The 16915-nt window shown below is 32.4% G+C and carries 17 protein-coding genes; 5 read left to right on the top strand and 12 right to left on the bottom strand.

Features of this window, described 5'->3' with window-relative positions:
• The first annotated feature begins 81 nt into the window (after positions 1-81).
• The 5 genes from DK508_RS15200 (at position 82) to DK508_RS15180 (ending at position 6344) form a co-directional block, all read left to right on the top strand.
• Complete coding sequence (locus tag DK508_RS15200; protein ID WP_160114733.1) at positions 82-2007, top strand: PAS domain-containing sensor histidine kinase; 1926 nt, start codon at positions 82-84, stop codon at positions 2005-2007.
• Positions 1994-2404 carry a response regulator gene (locus DK508_RS15195; RefSeq protein ID WP_109301644.1) on the top strand — a complete coding sequence of 137 codons (411 nt, stop codon included), beginning with the start codon at positions 1994-1996 and terminating at the stop codon, positions 2402-2404. The genes DK508_RS15200 and DK508_RS15195 overlap by 14 nt, the downstream gene beginning before the upstream one ends.
• Before the next feature lie 590 nt (positions 2405-2994).
• The gene (locus DK508_RS15190; protein WP_160114732.1) at positions 2995-3750 is read left to right on the top strand and encodes a DUF547 domain-containing protein; all 756 of its coding nucleotides are present in this window, start codon (positions 2995-2997) and stop codon (positions 3748-3750) included.
• A gap of 186 nt (positions 3751-3936) precedes the next feature.
• Positions 3937-4842: a hypothetical protein gene (locus DK508_RS15185; protein WP_109301642.1), complete on the top strand. Its 906-nt coding sequence runs from the start codon at positions 3937-3939 to the stop codon at positions 4840-4842.
• Between the two features lie 128 nt (positions 4843-4970).
• Complete coding sequence (locus DK508_RS15180) at positions 4971-6344, top strand: cytochrome-c peroxidase (protein WP_109301641.1); 1374 nt, start codon at positions 4971-4973, stop codon at positions 6342-6344.
• Positions 6345-6484: 140 nt separating this feature from the next.
• On the opposite strand, the gene DK508_RS15175 is transcribed toward DK508_RS15180, so the two are convergent.
• From DK508_RS15175 to DK508_RS15120, 12 genes are all read right to left on the bottom strand, one after another.
• Complete coding sequence (locus DK508_RS15175) at positions 6485-7027, bottom strand: hypothetical protein (RefSeq protein ID WP_109301640.1); 543 nt, start codon at positions 7025-7027, stop codon at positions 6485-6487.
• A gap of 52 nt (positions 7028-7079) precedes the next feature.
• Complete coding sequence (locus DK508_RS15170; protein ID WP_109301639.1) at positions 7080-7466, bottom strand: hypothetical protein; 387 nt, start codon at positions 7464-7466, stop codon at positions 7080-7082.
• A 146-nt stretch (positions 7467-7612) separates the two neighbouring features.
• Entirely contained in the window at positions 7613-8743 is a 1131-nt protein-coding gene (locus DK508_RS15165) for a type II secretion system F family protein (RefSeq protein WP_109301638.1), read from the bottom strand.
• A 2-nt stretch (positions 8744-8745) separates the two neighbouring features.
• Positions 8746-9210 carry a prepilin-type N-terminal cleavage/methylation domain-containing protein gene (locus DK508_RS15160; RefSeq protein ID WP_109301637.1) on the bottom strand — a complete coding sequence of 155 codons (465 nt, stop codon included), beginning with the start codon at positions 9208-9210 and terminating at the stop codon, positions 8746-8748.
• Positions 9203-9520: a hypothetical protein gene (locus tag DK508_RS15155; RefSeq protein ID WP_109301636.1), complete on the bottom strand. Its 318-nt coding sequence runs from the start codon at positions 9518-9520 to the stop codon at positions 9203-9205. The genes DK508_RS15160 and DK508_RS15155 overlap by 8 nt, the downstream gene beginning before the upstream one ends.
• Positions 9508-10776, bottom strand: a complete 1269-nt coding sequence (locus DK508_RS15150) for a hypothetical protein (RefSeq protein WP_109301635.1) — start codon at positions 10774-10776, stop codon at positions 9508-9510. The genes DK508_RS15155 and DK508_RS15150 overlap by 13 nt, the downstream gene beginning before the upstream one ends.
• A complete protein-coding gene (locus tag DK508_RS15145; protein WP_109301634.1) occupies positions 10773-11234 on the bottom strand; it encodes a hypothetical protein in 462 nt (153 codons plus the stop codon). Before DK508_RS15145 ends, DK508_RS15150 begins: the two co-directional genes overlap by 4 nt.
• 5 nt (positions 11235-11239) lie before the next feature.
• A complete protein-coding gene (locus tag DK508_RS15140; RefSeq protein WP_109301633.1) occupies positions 11240-12169 on the bottom strand; it encodes a hypothetical protein in 930 nt (309 codons plus the stop codon).
• Between the two features lie 13 nt (positions 12170-12182).
• Complete coding sequence (locus tag DK508_RS15135; RefSeq protein ID WP_160114731.1) at positions 12183-12917, bottom strand: hypothetical protein; 735 nt, start codon at positions 12915-12917, stop codon at positions 12183-12185.
• Between the two features lie 34 nt (positions 12918-12951).
• Entirely contained in the window at positions 12952-13470 is a 519-nt protein-coding gene (locus DK508_RS21375) for a hypothetical protein (protein WP_200831877.1), read from the bottom strand.
• Positions 13454-14665: a hypothetical protein gene (locus DK508_RS15125; RefSeq protein ID WP_109301630.1), complete on the bottom strand. Its 1212-nt coding sequence runs from the start codon at positions 14663-14665 to the stop codon at positions 13454-13456. The genes DK508_RS21375 and DK508_RS15125 overlap by 17 nt, the downstream gene beginning before the upstream one ends.
• On the bottom strand, positions 14665-16884 hold the full coding sequence (locus tag DK508_RS15120) for a type II secretion system protein GspD (protein ID WP_109302732.1): 2220 nt from the start codon (positions 16882-16884) through the stop codon (positions 14665-14667). Before DK508_RS15120 ends, DK508_RS15125 begins: the two co-directional genes overlap by 1 nt.
• Between the last annotated feature and the right edge of the window lie 31 nt (positions 16885-16915).

Genomic DNA, 16915 nt, shown 5'->3' with positions numbered 1-16915 from the left:
ATTTCTCTTAAGGGAATATTCCCTAATTTAGTATGGGCTCTTCTTTAAGATTTTTTTCTCTTACAAAAGCAATACATGAATATGAAACGTGAAAAAAAAGTGGATGTTGATTTAGCCCCAGATAGTAAAGAGAATTACTTAAAGAAAGAGCTATACGATCTTGTAAAAAAAGACAGTGCTATTTTTGAATTCCTACAAGAAGCGGCAATAGACGGTCTTTGGTTTTGGGATTTAAATATTCCAGAAAATGAATGGATGAACTCTAAGTTTTGGACTACATTAGGTTACGATCCCAGTGTAATGCCACACAAAGCTTCTTCGTGGCAAGACATTATATTTAAAGAAGATTTACAACAAGTGTATGCTAATTTCTCTAGACATGCTGAAGATCCTTCGCATCCATTTGATCAAATAGTTCGTTATCGCCATAAACAAGGGCATACTGTTTGGATTCAATGCCGTGGTATTATATTGCGTGATGACCAAGGTAAACCAAGAAAAATGCTTGGTGCACATACAGATATTACTAAAATTAAGAAAGCTGAGGAAGATTTAAAACAACAAATAGATAATTATATGCATATCATTGAAGGTACAGGCTTAGGGACTTGGCAATGGAATGTGAAAACTGGGGAAACGATATTGAACCAAAAATGGGCTGAAATCATTGGATATACACTGGCCGAATTAGAACCCATTGCTTTAGATACTTGGGTAAAACACTCGACGGTAGAAGATCAAGAAAAATCGAATAAACTACTAAAAGATCATTTTGTTAATAATACTCCTTTTTATGAGTGTGAATTTAAAATGAAACACAAAAATGGAGAATGGATATGGGTTTTGGATAGAGGTAAAGTGGTGAGTTGGGATGCCGAAGGAAATCCAGAATGGATGGTTGGATCTCATCAAGAAATAACAAAAAAGAAAAAAGATTTAGAACGAAACAAACTTTTTATAAAGCAAACACCTAGTGCTATTGCCATGTTTGATAATAAAATGTCTTATCTGGCGGCATCTCAAAAATGGTTCGAAGTTTGTGGTATTAAGAATACCAAAGTTATTGGAAAATCGCAGTATGAAATTCTTCCTCAAATAAGTAAAAGTTGGAGATCGAAATATCAAAAATGCTTAAAAGGAGAAGTGTTTAAAAATTATGAAGAACAAATCCAAAAAGAAAATGGAGATATCCAATGGCTCACATGGGAGTTGCAACCTTGGTACTCTAATGAAAATAAGATAGGAGGTATCGTAATACATGTTTCTGATATTACAAAAATCAAAAAAGAGGAAGAGTTAAAATCGTTATTGAGAGTGACCGAAGATCAAAATGAAAGATTGAAAAATTTCGCCCATATCGTTTCTCATAATTTGAAATCGCATTCAGGAAACTTTGAAATGCTATTAGATTTATATATTCAAGAAAACCCCGAGATCGAAAATCATGAAATTATACAACTGTTTAAAACAGCATCGAAGAACCTTTCAGAAACAATTTCTCATCTTAATGAAGTGGTCTTGATTAATACTTCTTTGGATAAAAACTTGGTATCGGTTGGCTTAAAAAAAGTTATTGACGAAGTTACCATGAGTGTATCGGCAATTACAATCGAATCTGAAGTAGAAGTAAATAATTTTGTGCAAGACGATATTGAAGTATTGGCAATCCCAGCATATTTAGATAGTATAGTCCTCAATTTTATTACAAATGGAATTAAATATAGATCCAAAGAAAGAAAAAGTCATATAACACTTACGGCAACAAAAAATAGTGAGTATATTGTATTAGAAATTGAAGATAATGGATTAGGAATTGATTTGACTAAATATAGATCAAAGCTATTTGGGATGTATAAAACTTTTCACTCTAATATAGAAAACTCGAGAGGTATAGGGTTGTTTATTACCAAAAATCAGGTAGAAGCTATTGGAGGTAAAATAGAAGTGCAAAGTAAAGTGAATCAAGGAACGACTTTTAAAATATTTATGAAATATGAGAAGAATTGATACTGCGTGTGTCATAGACGATGACCCTATTTTTGTTTATGGAATTAAAAAAGTTATGAAAGTGACTAATTTTTGCGACAGAATATTGGTTTTTAATGATGGTCAAGAAGCTTTGGATAATCTAAAGGAGATTATTCTTATAAATGGCCAATTACCTGATGTGATTTTGTTAGATTTAAATATGCCTATATTAGATGGTTGGCAGTTTTTAGAGGAATTTATAAAAATACCTTGCGCTAAAAAAATCATTATTTATATCGTTTCTTCATCTGTTGATCCTGAAGATGTTTTAAGAGCTAAGTCATACGAAAGAGTGAGTGATTATATCGTTAAACCTATATCCGTAAAAAAAATGAAAGAAATTTTACAGGATTTTGAAAACACTTTTAAAGAGTAGTGATCCTCAAATAATAAGCTTACAAAAGATGATTTTTTATCAGCTTATAGTAGCTGTTTTAATCTTTACCTTTAGATAGGGCAAAGATTAAAACAGCTATTTTTTTTGGAAATAAACTCCGGCATATAAACTAGAATTATAAAAGGTTTGAAAAGTTACGTCGAAAAGATCTAAAAACACTTGTGTTTTGATAGTATAAATTTTTTATAATTTAATCATTTTTTTGGTGAGATTGGTTTGATTATATATTGATGTAAAGGACGAAGATGTGATAAGAATTTTTTTTTGATTTGAAGAAAAATCCAGTAATAAACTTAAGGTAAAACTTATTTTAATTATAGTTTAATCCTTTGATTTAGTGCGGTTTAACCTTGATTTTTTTAAAAACGATAAAAAATAAATGATATTATTTGATGGTTTTACAGTAAAAAAACTACAATTTAATGCTAAATTATAATAATTTAAGTGTTTTTGTAACTTAAAATGACACTTTAATTAATAATTAGTCTTATAATTTGTATATTGAATTACGTATGTTAACTTCATTAACAATGATTTTAACAAATATTAACCCCAAAATAACTAATCCAATGAAATCTCTTAAAACTAACCCTTTTATTGTATTCTTTTTTTTATTTAGTACTATTTATTGTCAAGAAAATGTAGACCATTCTTCTTGGGATCAAATTTTGATTCTTAATGTGACAGAAGATGGTATGGTCGATTATGAAGGTGTAACCACCGATGTAGCTGTTTTCTATACATATTTTAGACATCTTCAGAAAATATCTCCAAAAGACTATTGGAGTCATGAAGAAAAATTGGCGTATTGGCTTAATGTATACAACGCCACTGCGATGAAAATGATCCTCGACGAATACCCAATAGGTTCTATAAATGAAATAGAAAATCCATGGAAAAGAAAAGCGTTTAAAACTCAAAATGTACGCTATAGCCTTGATGATATCGAACATAGTATCTTAAGAAAGTTTGGAGATCCAAGGATTCATTTCTTATTAAACTGCGGTTCTATGTCCTCGCCAAGATTATGGAATAGAGCGTATACTAGTGCAAACATTAATGAATCTCTAGAAGAAAGAACTAGAGAGTTTATTAATGATCCTCAAAGAAATCAGATTAATTCTAGTACTGTTCGAGTTTCGGAGATATTTAAATGGTACGAAGATGATTTTACGTCGTATAACATTGATGTAATCGACTTTATCAATCAATATGCAAAAGTTAAAATAGATAGGAACCTTAAAATAAAGGAAGAAAACTACATTACCTATGACTGGAGTTTAAATAAAAACCATAAAAAAACTCCTATTACTAGCAATAACTAGAAAAGTTTCTTGATTCGAATACGATTGTATTCATCATACCTCCATTTCATAAGGGTGGAGGAAAGCTCTTAAATTTCACTAAAGATTTTTGTTAAAACAACACAATAAATTATTGCGTATGAAATGGTTTAATACACCATTCTTATATGCTATTGTAAATACTTTTAAAACCAAAATTAATCTATTATGATCAATGTAATTAATCCAAAAAAAATGATATGGGTGCTTTGTTTTACTTCCATTTCGTCACTATCGGCACAAACTATTATAAATGGTTTCTTTCCGAAACAAAATGAACTTACAGTGGCGACGTCTTTTTCTTATAAAAGCTTTGATAATTTTTATAGAGGAGAAACCTTAGCAAAAAATAACCCCATGAATATGGGAGAGATTTCTTCATCTATAGTGAGTATATATGGAGAATATGGTGTGCTAGATTGGTTGTCTACAACGGTTAATATACCCTATATCTCAACCAGAAATGAAGAAGGAGTTCTCGATCCAGTATTAGATACAGATCAAGTTGAAGGAGTACAAGATTTAAGTGTACTTTTTAAAGCCAAAATAATTGAAAAACAATTCGATAATGCTTCAAAAGTATCTATAGGAGGAGCAACCGGGGTGACCTTACCGATTGGAGGTTATGAAGAAGCCGGGATACTCTCATTAGGAAATGGTGCAACTGCTTTTGAAGGCTGTGGTTTTATTCAATTAGCTACACCATCAAATATTTTTGTAGAACTACAAGCTGCTTATAGCTTAAGAGATAATTCTGATTTTGAGGTGCCCAATGCTACAATGTATAGTGCCAAACTTGGCTATTATAATAAATGGTTTTATGCGCATGCTAAAATAGGTATTCAAAACTCCTTAGGTGGTTTTGATATTGGTTCTCAAGAGTTTGTAGCAGCCGGCGGACCTAATGCGCTTCCCGAAACAGAAGTAGATTACACTAATCTATATTTAGATTTATATATACCTGTTTATAAGAATAATTTTGGAGTTTCTTCTGGGTATAGTGTAAATATGGAAGGTAGAAATTATGATAGAGCCTCAACGGTTTCTATTGGTCTAGTATATAAAGCCAACTAACCACTTTTTTTAAGTGCCTGCAATAGATTGTGAATTAGAATTATACCCAACCTGAGAAAAATACCTTACACTAATTCTGATTCATAATCTTTGCTAGGCTTAAGAATGATTAATTAAAACTTACTTAAATGAAAAAAGAATACTTTATAATATTAATTTTTGTCCTATTTTCTTGCGAAAAGGATAACTATATAACTATAGGTGAGAATTCGATAGATACAATTTTGATTAAGAATGGAAATGGCTTAGATAAAAATCTAATCAAGGATTTAGAAAATGCGTCGAATGGCATAGGAGTTGATTTTTTCACTCTTCCGGATAGCGATGATTTTGCTAATATTCCAACAGATCCATTAAATCCAATTACAGTAGAAAAAATAGCCCTCGGAAAACTGCTGTTTCATGAAACAGCAACTGGGGGTAATCCTAAAATAATTACCAATCTCTTTGCTTATTCCTGTGCTTCTTGCCATCATGCGGCAGCGGGGTTTAGTTCTGGTTTAAGACAAGGGATAGGAGAAGTAGGTGTAGGTTTTGGCGGTAATGGTAACACTAGAATAATTCCTCAAAACGCCATTGTAGATTCGGTAGATATCCAACCTATTCGCTCTCCTACAATATTAAACGTTGCCTATCAAGATGTGATGCTTTGGAATGGCCAATTTGGTGGCTCAGGAACCAATATAGGTACTGAAGCTAATTGGACTAATATACCAGAAAATTTTCTAGGATTTGAAGGAGTTGAGATACAAGCTATAAAAGGACAAGGGGTTCATAGGTTATTGATCGATAGTGATTTTGTAAACTCGTTTGGGTATACACAAATGTTTGATAATGCTTTCCCCGATGTCATTATAACCGATAGATATACAACACAAACCGCGGCACTTGCCATTGCAGCTTATGAAAGAACTGTTTTACCTAATCAATCTCCTTGGCAGCGATGGTTAAAAGGAGAATATAGTGCTCTTTCTAAGGAAGAAAAAAGAGGAGCTATGGTATTTTTTGGTAAAGGAAGATGCTATGAATGCCATACAGGACCAGCTTTAAATGATAAAAATTTCTATGCTTTCGGTATGGGAGATTTTGATGATTCTGTAACAGCATTAGTAATTGATCAAGCAGGTTTTGATAATGTAAAAAAAGGAAGAGGTGGGTTTACCCAAGTTTCTTCGGATAATTATAAATTCAAAACTCCTACATTGTACAACCTGATAGATAGTGGTTTCTTCGGGCACGGAGGAACATTTACTTCTGTTAAAGATGTCATTGAGTATAAAAATGAAGGAATAACTCAAAGTACCGAAGTGCCAACACAAAATTTAGCGCCTCAGTTTGGAGCAATAAGTCTAACAAAAAAGGAGATTGATAATCTTACATTATTTATTGAAAATGGCTTACGGGATCCTAATTTATCTAGGTATGTGCCTTTGGCGGTAAATTCTGGGAATTGTTTTCCGAATAATGATACTACGTCTAGAGTCGATCTTGGATGTGATTAAAATGACCAAAAAGTGAATAGGTAAATGGATAATATAATAATTTAAGTCCTTTGTTTTGTCCCATTGATTATTCTAAGGCAGGCTACTTGTTTTCAAGTAGCCTGTTTGTTTTTAAGGAACATAAGATTGTACGAAGATATCTAGAGAGATACTCCCACTAGCACACCAATACCGACGCCGCCAATGGCAAAAAGAATTTTCTCGAAGGCACTTTTTCTTCGTTGCCGTTTTGCATTTTTATCTACAATTTCTAAACTAGTAGAGGCTTTTTCTAGACTATTTATAGTATAGTCGAGTGCTCTTTGTGTGTTGGTTAATGTGGTTTGAGTTCGTTTATATACCTCGAGATCCAAACTGTCCGAGGCTCTAAAATTGATTTTTAATTTACGTTCGAGATCTATATTTCGGCTTAGCGTTTTAGTATATTTTTCGATAAGATCTTTGGTCATTTTATTTTGATCTAATGTGCTTAAATACACATTGGTAAGTGCTTCAAAGGATTTTACATTTACCAAATAAACTTCCGAAGTTCGAAACAGATACAGACTATCTTCCGCAACTCGAAAAGGTTTACCAACGCGATCTGCATAGGATCTAGGTATTTCAATAACTTTAAGCGAATCAAGATCCTGACCGTAGGAAAGCGAAACAGCAAATATTAAAAAGAATATTATTTTTTTCATGATGTGTGAATTGGTAATATTGATTGTAGTACGATAAACTTATCTCGAGGAGTTAATTATTTAGACCTAATAAGCCATCTACAATAGCTCTGTCTCTAGCTAGTTTATCATTAATAAACTTTATAGAATCTTTAATCCGCTGTAATTCCTCCCAATCTTTGGCATTCTTCTTTTTGAAATCAAAGATTAGCGAATCCCTTTTATGGATAATAAGATCTTTTTGAGCTTTCATTTTCTGAAACTCCCTTTTTGAATTTTCTAAATTACTCTTTGTTGTTACAAGTGTTTCTTTAGAGATTTTTAACTCATCCCGTGCTCTGTCTAATTCTGATTTTATAATATCCCATTTAGATCCAGAACTAAAAGTCATATAGCCAATAATGACCAAAAATAAAAGCGCTACAATTTGAAGAATGGTATTAGTATTAATACTTTTCATTGGTTATTTTTATGTTAAGTGATACAATAATAAATTCCAATTACACTCTTTGGGCTTACGATAAGTTGAGTAAATGTAAGTATTTTATTTTTTTATTTCGAAGGATTATACCCCTAAATTCTTGGTTTTTTTAACTTAATATAACGCTAACCGATCACACTACTTAATCTAAACATAGGTAGATACATTGCAATTAGAATAACTCCTACAATTATTCCTACAAATATAGTTAGTAGTGGGTTGAGTACATTCGAAATTACTTGAGATTGGTGTTTGACCTGTTGGTTGTATTGCTCATTTAGTTTTTGAAAAATGAATTCTGTTTGATTAGTTTCTTCTGCTACGCGAACCATGGCGATCATTTTTTTATCAAAAACAGTGCTTTTTGAAAAGGAGGCACTTAGTTTATCACCGGCGATAACCGCGTCATTAGTTTTACGCAAACCTTCTTGAAGAGGATAAAAATTGATCATGTTTTTTACCAAATTAATGCTATCTACCATAGGCACTTTGGCAGAGGTAAGGAGAGAAAGTGCTTGTGTAAATTGTGCCATATATATTTTCCTGAAATAGTTCCCCAAAATCGGGATCTTAAGTTGCGTTTTACCTAGGATTCTTCGATACCAATCTTTTTTCGAGATAAAAATTAATGCTATAATGCAAATAGCAAACATCCCTAATAGTATTACGCCATGCTCTTCTACAAAATTTGAGAAACCTATAATTCCTCTGGTAATACCAGGAAGTTCTACTTTGTTTTGCTTGAAAATATCTACAAACATGGGTACAACATATCGTAACATAAAAAATATAACGATTAAAGCCGTACATAAAACAATAACAGGATAAGTAAGCGCAGAAATGATCTCTCGTTTTAAATCATTTTTACGTTTGTAGAATTCGCTAAGTTCAAGGGTAATTTGTGCCTGTCGCCCTGTTTGCTCTCCAATTTTGATAGCATAGTATTCATAATCAGAGAAGTTTTTATTGTTTTTAAGTATTTCTGAAAAAGAACTTCCATTTACTAATTGTGATGTCATGGAAGACATTAATTCACGATCTTTTTCTTTTTTTTGCGTTTCAGAAAGTAATTCTAATCCACTTTTTAGATCAATACCTGATTTTAATAATATACTAAGCTCTGCATACCATTGCTCCTTTTTTTTGTTATTAAAAGCATTACCAAATAGAGATATTTCTTTGGTTAATATCTCAGAAATATCAAAAGAATTATCTTTTATCTTTTGTTTTTTGGTATCTGCAATTTTAATTCCCATACTCAAAAATGAATAGTTGGATCGTTGTGTTTAAACACAAAAATACGATGTAGATCTGTTGTTTTATCAAAGGTAAGCTTTACGGCATCAATTCTTCCAGAATTTACCTGTTCTCCTTCAAAATAGAATAATTTACTTTTAGTTTTTATCAAATAGCTATCAATATCAGTAGTAATACTATCTGTCGAGAATATATATTGCCGCTCTCCGAGGGGTGAGGATAATTTTAATATCTCTTCTCTTGCATTCCATTGAACACTAGTGTAGGTGTTAAAATCTAGTGTAAGGGCTACTTCTAGAGATTGCATTTCAGACTGGTAGGCATAATTATCTTCTATACTACTCATGTTGCGCTGTACAATTCCTAAAATCGAAAAAGCAAGGCCAACTACAATAGCAGATATGACTATAACCACCATAACCTCGGTAAGGGTAAATGCCTTTATTTTTTGATGGTAATTAATCATTTAAATACAGTATTTTAATGAGTTCTTTTCCTTCTTTAGTATACGTTAATGATGCAGTATTTTTATGACTAACTACTTCGATATCCCATCCTGCAAAATCTTCAGTATACGGTAATTTGATTTTTTGATGTATAGTTAGGTATTCTAATTCTTTAATTCGATTTTCTATCGCGCTTTGATTCCGTTTAACATGATTATTAAAAATATTATTAAAACTAAGACTGGCAATCATGAATACAATAATTATAAGAACCGAAGCTGTAAGTGTTTCGATTAATGTAGCGCCACGAATTCTTTTTAATATAACCATTTTGCTATAGCTTTTTTGGTATCATTAAAAGGTAATCCGGCATAGTTAGGTATAGGATTTGTTAGGATTTTGCCATTATAAATGTGGTTTAAATAAATGGATCCAGATTGATTTGCAATAAACTGATTTGCGTATAGCGCTCCTCGAACCGTTCCTTGAAAATCTATATTCCCTTGGCAATACACCTCTCCAATTACTTCAACGCTAGGTTCGATTTTGAGATGAGTTTTGACTCTATTCTGTTTATTGATATGCTTTGTGAGATATACCACAGAACCTTCAATTACAGTATTTTTATCAATTGTAAAATTTAAATCTTTGCGCAATTGATTATTTCCTTGAGTGTTGTTTGCGGGTCTGCTTTTATCAAAAAGTAATGCTGCCGAAGGGTATGAGAAATAACATCCTGTACCAATATCTATTTTTTTTGTAGCAATAAGTTGCATACTTCCTTTAACATTATTGGCAATAACAATATGAGGTGCAATGAGTAATACATTTTCTAACCGAGTAGGTGCATTAACTATTATTTTTGTTCCTGATTGGATGATTACGTTACCAATGATTTTTTCATCACCCAAAACGATAGTTGATGGATCATTTATAATGACATGAGGTTTATAAAAACTATATTTAATGTCTTTGTTTACTCTAATACTATGTGTGTCATCTATTAGAGCCCCATTAGTTATAGACTCAAGGTATGAAATCCATTCTGAACTTAATTTTGGTAAAGTTTCTGCACTTTCTATAGTTTGCCCGTAATGTAAACGAGATCCCTGATAATAATTACCCGATATGTTTCCTGCTTTGATTCCTTGTTTGGGCAGATAACTACGTCCTTCTAATCTTGTGTTTCCTACTACGACTAATGGCGAATTGGTATTGGCCAAATATAAGTTGGGAGTAGTATTGTCATTTGATGATCCTACAAAAGCAGTTTTTGAAACTTTTCTATTGTGGATAGTAATTTCAGAAAATGCCTTTGTCCAAGCTCCATAATAGCTAGCAATTACTTTTTGCGTTTTTGCATGTTCTTGAACAATTAATGTGTCTTTTGAAATCGATTCCGATAAGGATTTAAAAATTTGTTGATTCGATAACTCCGTGGCATTTAGTAACTCATTTGATTTGATTTTAAAAAATGATTGTACATGAGTTAGTAATAAAAAAGCACTTAAAAGCAAGGCAATAATTACCGAAATAAGCAATGCAAATTGCATGGCTTGCGCTTTTATTTTGTGTCTTACTTTCAATTTAAAATTTCAAATCGCTTGGCTTCTCCTTTGAATCGTAATTGTACCCATGAGGATGACGCTTTAATAAGTTTAATGTCAGAAACAACTTCATTACGCTGCATTAATTGATCAGTACCATTTATTTCTATCAAATAAATCACAGGATTACCAGTTACCATACCCTTATATGTAACAGATGGCCAGGTAACTTCGGGTTTCTTGACCCTAGGAGTTATTTTTTTAACAGGCTCTTTTTTAGGTTTGTACATTGTACCTAAAAAAGGATCTCTAGTAACCGAACTAATCAAAAAATGATCGCGCTCTTTTCCTTCAATTTTTGAAAATGTTATGGCAGTTGAATCGGTAGCCAAAGGATCATCATCAGAAAAAGCATCTGTTACCTGATAAATAATTGCCCCCCAAATAAATACTACTAGAGGTAGTAAAATATATAACCCTTTTTTGCCTTTTAACATTGGTCTTAGTTTATGGTGAATTTAGATGTTGTACTAGCTTCACTTTCATTAGAACCCTCATCAAAAGCTTTTAAAAACCAATAATATGTTTTACTAGCTTCTAACGTAATTTCTGATGGTGATGTTACTCTATCTTTGGTTGCTAATTGTGTTAAGGCTTCATCTTCATAGATATAAATACTATCAAATTCTGCAGAGCCTGCAACTGCCTCTCTAGTCCAAGTAAAACTTACAGCAATATCGGTCAATGTAGCATCATTTGCTGGTGCTGTAATTGTAGGGACATTAGGTTCCATGGTATCTATTGTTAATGATCTCGTGGTGTATAATGTGTTTTGAGTAGCATTTTCTGCTCGTACTTGCCATTGGGTTATTCCTTCAGGAAAAGTAAGTTCTAAAGAAGTACCGTTAAGAGTTTCTTCTTGTACTACCGCATTAGATCCATCGAGTAATTGTACTCTGTAGGAATTTGCATCAGGGACTACCTGCCATTCTAAAGTAATCGCTACATCATTAGTTATTAAATCATTCGCAGGAGATTCTAATAATACTTGGCGTGAAGAGAAATCTGTGGGTTCAATAACACTAAATCCAGCTAAAGCATATGCAGTGGTAGATCCAGAATTTTGAGCACGAACCCTCCATTCATAACTATTTTTTGTGAGACTAACATTAAAATTTGTCGCAGTCACGGTGGTGTCTTCTACAATTTGTGCTGCATTTTCAAAGTTAGGTCTTGCGATTTGTAGACGATAAGAAGTTGCCTGATCTACGCCTTCCCAACTAAAGTTTATCGAAGAATCTTCAATTTCGGACCCATCTCTTGGAGCCACAATAGCTATGGTATCGTCCGATAAATCTTTTTCTATAAAAGCTTCTTCGCATCCGAAGAAAGGAATGATTAAAAATAAACTATATACGATGTGCTTTTTCATAATTTTTTAGTGATTATAACTTGAAATAATCCATTTTTTCTTTCGCCTTTCTGGCATCTCGATATGTGTTTTTTGGGCAAGAAGATGCTTCTTCTACGATGTCTGATAAGACAATTTTTCGCTTGTCATCCATACCCCAACAGAAATAGGAAAGTTGATAGCCAAAAACAGTAGTTGATGCAAAGTCAATGGTTTTGTATGATGCACCATTCTTAACTAATGATAATTGATATTGCTTGTATTGTTTATTAATAAGAAATACAGCTTCGGCATTTAAAATTTCTTGGATTACTGGTTCAGATAATCCAATAGAAACGGATGTGACTATACCTGCGTTTTTTTGATTTTTCAAGTATTGAACCGTCTGATCATTAGCTCGATCTTTCAACTCTGATAAGATCGTTACTCGATCTATCAGATCTAACTTAATAAACATCGGCTTAGTCTTGTTAGAATCTATATAAGTAATGCCTTGTTTGTTGTTTTGTGAACTTTGCAAATAGGCTTTGTATGTAGATGCGTTAAACGTTTCTGTAGCCACATCAACTCTAATTCCTTTTTTATAACTAGGAATAGTGGTTTCTTTAAAATCCGAATGTAATACCCTATCATATTGTATGCCGATTACACCAAGTGCTATGGGAGAAGTAATAGCCGTATGCATAGCAGACTTATTCACTTTGATCGTATGACAACTAATTACTAGTATTAGGATAGATAGTAGTATACTGTATTTTTTATAATTCATTATGTGAATACTTTTTTCATCATTAATTTAAATTTTAATTCAATCGCTGTAATAAAACAGTGCATTGTAAAAATGTAGCTCTGGTTCTGAAGTTCTTCTTTTTTTCAAACTTTACCTGGATGACATTACCAAAGCTATATTTTTGCTCTAAGGCATAAACTACATTAATCAAAGATTTATAATCTCCTTGTAGTGTGAAATTATAGGTCGTTGTTGTTTTTTGAGTAGTTTCATCAGTAAAGGCATGAGGTTCTTCAAAAGCAACAATGCTAAAACCAGAATCATTGGATAACGTATTTAAGGTTTTAAGAATGTTGTTTTGTAAAGAATTTCCTTCTACATTATTTTTTTTAAGAATCTCGTCTAGCTGTTTTTCTTTATTTGCCAGGACGGCCAACTGAGCTGGTGCCGATTGATAGGCTTGTTTTTTATCCTCTAATTTGGCCACTTCACTGCTTACTGCAAATGTTTTAGCAAATCCGAAGTAATACGCAAAAAATAGCGTAGCTATTAATCCAGAAACTAGAAAAATGTTTTTATTTCGCTGTGTCATGACTTAGATTAATAGTTATTTCAAAATTCGAAGTATTCTTTTTGTCTACACCATAATTAATGATGGTTACTGCATCTACAAAATCTAATTTTTCAATGGTATTTAGCCAAGCTGTAAAATCGGCTTTGTCTATTGAGTTACCCGCTACAGAAATCAAATTTTCTTTAAGAAGGATTGGTTTATCATTACGTATTGTTTTAGAAATAGGTTGGTAAACCAAAGCATCAAGTATTACCGTTGTAGGTTGCGATTGTATAATTTGATCTATATACAATGAACTTTTTGAAAACCCTGTTGTCAAGATGCTATTAACAATAGCCTCTTTTGCGCTAATAATAACTTGTTGTTCTTGTATGTTTTCGTTTTGAGTGGTATAGACATGGATTTCTTCTTGTAGTCCTTGCCATTTCTTATATTTAGCATTAAAAACAAAGAAATTAATTAATAAGGTTATCAATAAAAAACCGATACCATATTGCAATGTTTTTTTAAAAAAACTAGCTTCTTTTAATGCACTTTGCAATTGGATATTTCTTTCCTCAATATTGCCCGTAATCTTTACTTGACTAGCAAACGAATGTAGCACTATTGCCAACGGAAGACTATGAGTGTTATCCACCGAAAAGTTTTCGATATCATATGTCGTTGTTATATGAGCATCTTTTTGATCGATAGTCAAAATATTTCCATTTTCGACCCGAATTATTGAGGTGTTACTTATAATGTCTTGATCATGAATATAAGGTAACAATGCGGCCATCTTAAGGTTTCCTAAAGAAACCTCAGAAATATTAATTTGTTTGCTTTTGTAGTCATTAAGTATATCATCTACATATTGCTTTCTACAAACAGCGATAAAGGATTTGGTAGCTGTTTTTAGAATTTGATAATAAAAGTCGTCGAGATTTAAATTAGGAAACCCTTCGGATAAAATCTCATTGTCAGTACCAATATGATGAACCTCTTTTGTAAGTACATTTTCATCTGTAATTACCAAAGTAGTGTTGGTGTTTGTTTTTGCAAAATCAACGATATTCTCAAGTTTCTCTGAAGTAAAACTTTGAGTAATATCGAGTTCATCTTTTCTAAGCTGTATTTCTAGTCCTAAAACCAATAACTTACCTTCTTGCTCTGTATGTTCTAGAGTCAAGAAAGTTTTTCTGATGGGATTATATGAAGATAACTTGCTAAACATTAATAAAAAACAGTTGGTTTAATAATAACATTAAGTTTTCTCTTAGAATCTTCCCGTACTCGTTTACTAAATAACCATTTTATAATCGGAATTCTTGCTAATAACGGAACTCCTGATCCTGAGTCATTTTTTACTTTTTGCTCAATACCTCCTAAAATTGCAACATCATTTGCTTGCATACGCATAATTGAAGAAAATCTTCTGCTGTTGATATCTGGTGGAGCGTTTTCGGCAATACGTTCGCCACTAAAATTAGATTGAATTACCTGAATGTCTAGTGTGATCTGTCCGTCTCCGGATACAAATGGTTTAAATTCTAATGCTAATTCGGCATCGATAGGTTGATAGTTTACAATCTCTGACGTTTGAGGGTTTTGAGAACCAAAAATATTTTGACTTGTAACGGCATAGTATGTAGTTTGCCCACTTGATAAATAGGCTTTATGCCCATTTAATGTGCTTAATTTTGGTGTGGATAGGATTTTGACATTCCCATTGGTTTCCATAGCTTTTATATCTAGGTAGAAATTAGGAACTACATTACCCAAGTTTAAAGATCCAAAACCATCGAATCCACCAATAATACGATTTACGGTTTGCGCACCCAAGGTAATATTCGCACTAGGAAATGCAACTCCTTGGTCATTTACAGGCTCTTTACCTAATCCAAATTCTACACCTGTTTCTACTGTAGCTGTTCTATTTACTTCTAGAATCATGACTTCAATAAGTATTAAAGGAACAGGTTTGTCAATGTATTTTACGAACTTCTTGAATTTCTCTACCCGTATACCAGATCCGCTAACAACAAAACTGTTTAATTCAGTATCGATTTTAATATCCAAACCTTCGGTAATACTAGCTGGAAATATATCTGAAATTGAACCTGCGTCAGTATTTTGAGAGTTATTGTTTCTAGACAGTCCATTATTAGAGCCAATTCTATTTCTAGAATTAGCATTACCTTGGTTTATGCCTCCATTAGCGCCATTGCTTCCAAAATAATTTGTTCCTCCAGTGGCAAAATTGTTATTTCCAAAATTACCACTACCAAAACCAAAACCTCCGGCTGGATTAGCATCTCCCAACATTGCTATCGAACGATGCATCATCTGTACCAACTCAATTTTTTTAACCGAAAGTTGATTCTCCGTACCAAAATAATATACTTCTCCTTCTTTCTTGAATGTAAAATTGTTCGAAACAACAGGAGTGTTATTTTGAAAGTTTTGAGAGTTGTTATTGTTTCCTTGATTATTACGATTTGTTGTATTTGTTGGGGCTGGGTTTGAAGAGTTGCTTTCAAAAATTTTCACTAATAAATTATCAAAACTTATAGCGTCGGCTTTTACGGTTACAGTACCCGCATTTTCGAGAGGAGAAGCAGTAAATACATCCAAATTAAGATCTTCTGTGATGTTGTATATTACATCAGAGATAGGAGTGTTTTTAAGATCGACCGATATTGTTTTGTTGATCGAATCAATAACTTTATAGTAGAAATTATTTCGATTTCTTCTTGGTCTTCCGGGATTATTTGGATCTCCAGTTCCCTCGATGGATTCAAATTCGTAAAACCCATCTCTGGTTTTGTTAAAGTCTAGATTATTTGCTTCTGCCAATTTTCTCAAAGCAAGATCAATAGGGACATCAGCGATAAACAATGTAATGTTTTTGGTGTTCAGCTCAGGTGCATACAGTAAGTTTTTACCCGATATTTCGGTAATTTTTCTAACTACTTTTGGTAAAGGGTCATTGTTAAAATCTGTTGTTAAAGTTTCTAGAGTAACATCATACTTGGCTATAATATCTTTTTCAATAGGAGGTTGAGTAGGAGGGATATATTTACGTACGGATAATATATTACCAGTGAAATCAATATCTAATTGATATTCCTTAACTAAAAAAACTAATAAATCTAATACAGATACATTGTTAAACCCATTAATGATGTTTATAGAGTTTAACTCTTCAGAGATATTAATATTTACTTGATGCGCTTGAGAAATAGCTCTTAAAAAATTTAGTAAACTAGTATTTGAAATATTGACATTTACTTTTTGAGATAACGCAGGAATATCAACACTAAGCAATTGTAGCTTATTTTCTATGGTGGCTATCCGCGTATTTTCATCGGGTTGGGTTTGTATACCATCCTGAGCAAAGGAAATCATTACGACACCTATGATGAAATAAATAAATAGTATATTTTTTTTCATTTGTTTTTTATTGTTTTTCATGGACCTCACT

Origin of the sequence: Aquimarina sp. AU474, assembly GCF_900312815.1 — a bacterium.
Classification (GTDB): domain Bacteria; phylum Bacteroidota; class Bacteroidia; order Flavobacteriales; family Flavobacteriaceae; genus Aquimarina.
Note: the sequence above shows the minus strand (reverse complement) of the source record. Positions and strands in the feature narration are given on the sequence as shown.

Bases quoted from the DNA above. Each gene is read 5' to 3' on its own strand.
- DK508_RS15200 (WP_160114733.1), top strand. From the start codon at position 82: ATGAAACGTGAAAAAAAAGTGGATGTTGATTTAGCCCCAGATAGTAAA.
- DK508_RS15195 (WP_109301644.1), top strand. From the start codon at position 1,994: ATGAGAAGAATTGATACTGCGTGTGTCATAGACGATGACCCTATTTTT.
- DK508_RS15190 (WP_160114732.1), top strand. From the start codon at position 2,995: ATGAAATCTCTTAAAACTAACCCTTTTATTGTATTCTTTTTTTTATTT.
- DK508_RS15185 (WP_109301642.1), top strand. From the start codon at position 3,937: ATGATCAATGTAATTAATCCAAAAAAAATGATATGGGTGCTTTGTTTT.
- DK508_RS15180 (WP_109301641.1), top strand. From the start codon at position 4,971: ATGAAAAAAGAATACTTTATAATATTAATTTTTGTCCTATTTTCTTGC.
- DK508_RS15175 (WP_109301640.1), bottom strand. From the start codon at position 7,027: ATGAAAAAAATAATATTCTTTTTAATATTTGCTGTTTCGCTTTCCTAC.
- DK508_RS15170 (WP_109301639.1), bottom strand. From the start codon at position 7,466: ATGAAAAGTATTAATACTAATACCATTCTTCAAATTGTAGCGCTTTTA.
- DK508_RS15165 (WP_109301638.1), bottom strand. From the start codon at position 8,743: ATGGGAATTAAAATTGCAGATACCAAAAAACAAAAGATAAAAGATAAT.
- DK508_RS15160 (WP_109301637.1), bottom strand. From the start codon at position 9,210: ATGATTAATTACCATCAAAAAATAAAGGCATTTACCCTTACCGAGGTT.
- DK508_RS15155 (WP_109301636.1), bottom strand. From the start codon at position 9,520: ATGGTTATATTAAAAAGAATTCGTGGCGCTACATTAATCGAAACACTT.
- DK508_RS15145 (WP_109301634.1), bottom strand. From the start codon at position 11,234: ATGTTAAAAGGCAAAAAAGGGTTATATATTTTACTACCTCTAGTAGTA.
- DK508_RS15140 (WP_109301633.1), bottom strand. From the start codon at position 12,169: ATGAAAAAGCACATCGTATATAGTTTATTTTTAATCATTCCTTTCTTC.
- DK508_RS15135 (WP_160114731.1), bottom strand. From the start codon at position 12,917: ATGAATTATAAAAAATACAGTATACTACTATCTATCCTAATACTAGTA.
- DK508_RS21375 (WP_200831877.1), bottom strand. From the start codon at position 13,470: ATGACACAGCGAAATAAAAACATTTTTCTAGTTTCTGGATTAATAGCT.
- DK508_RS15125 (WP_109301630.1), bottom strand. From the start codon at position 14,665: ATGTTTAGCAAGTTATCTTCATATAATCCCATCAGAAAAACTTTCTTG.
- DK508_RS15120 (WP_109302732.1), bottom strand. From the start codon at position 16,884: ATGAAAAAAAATATACTATTTATTTATTTCATCATAGGTGTCGTAATG.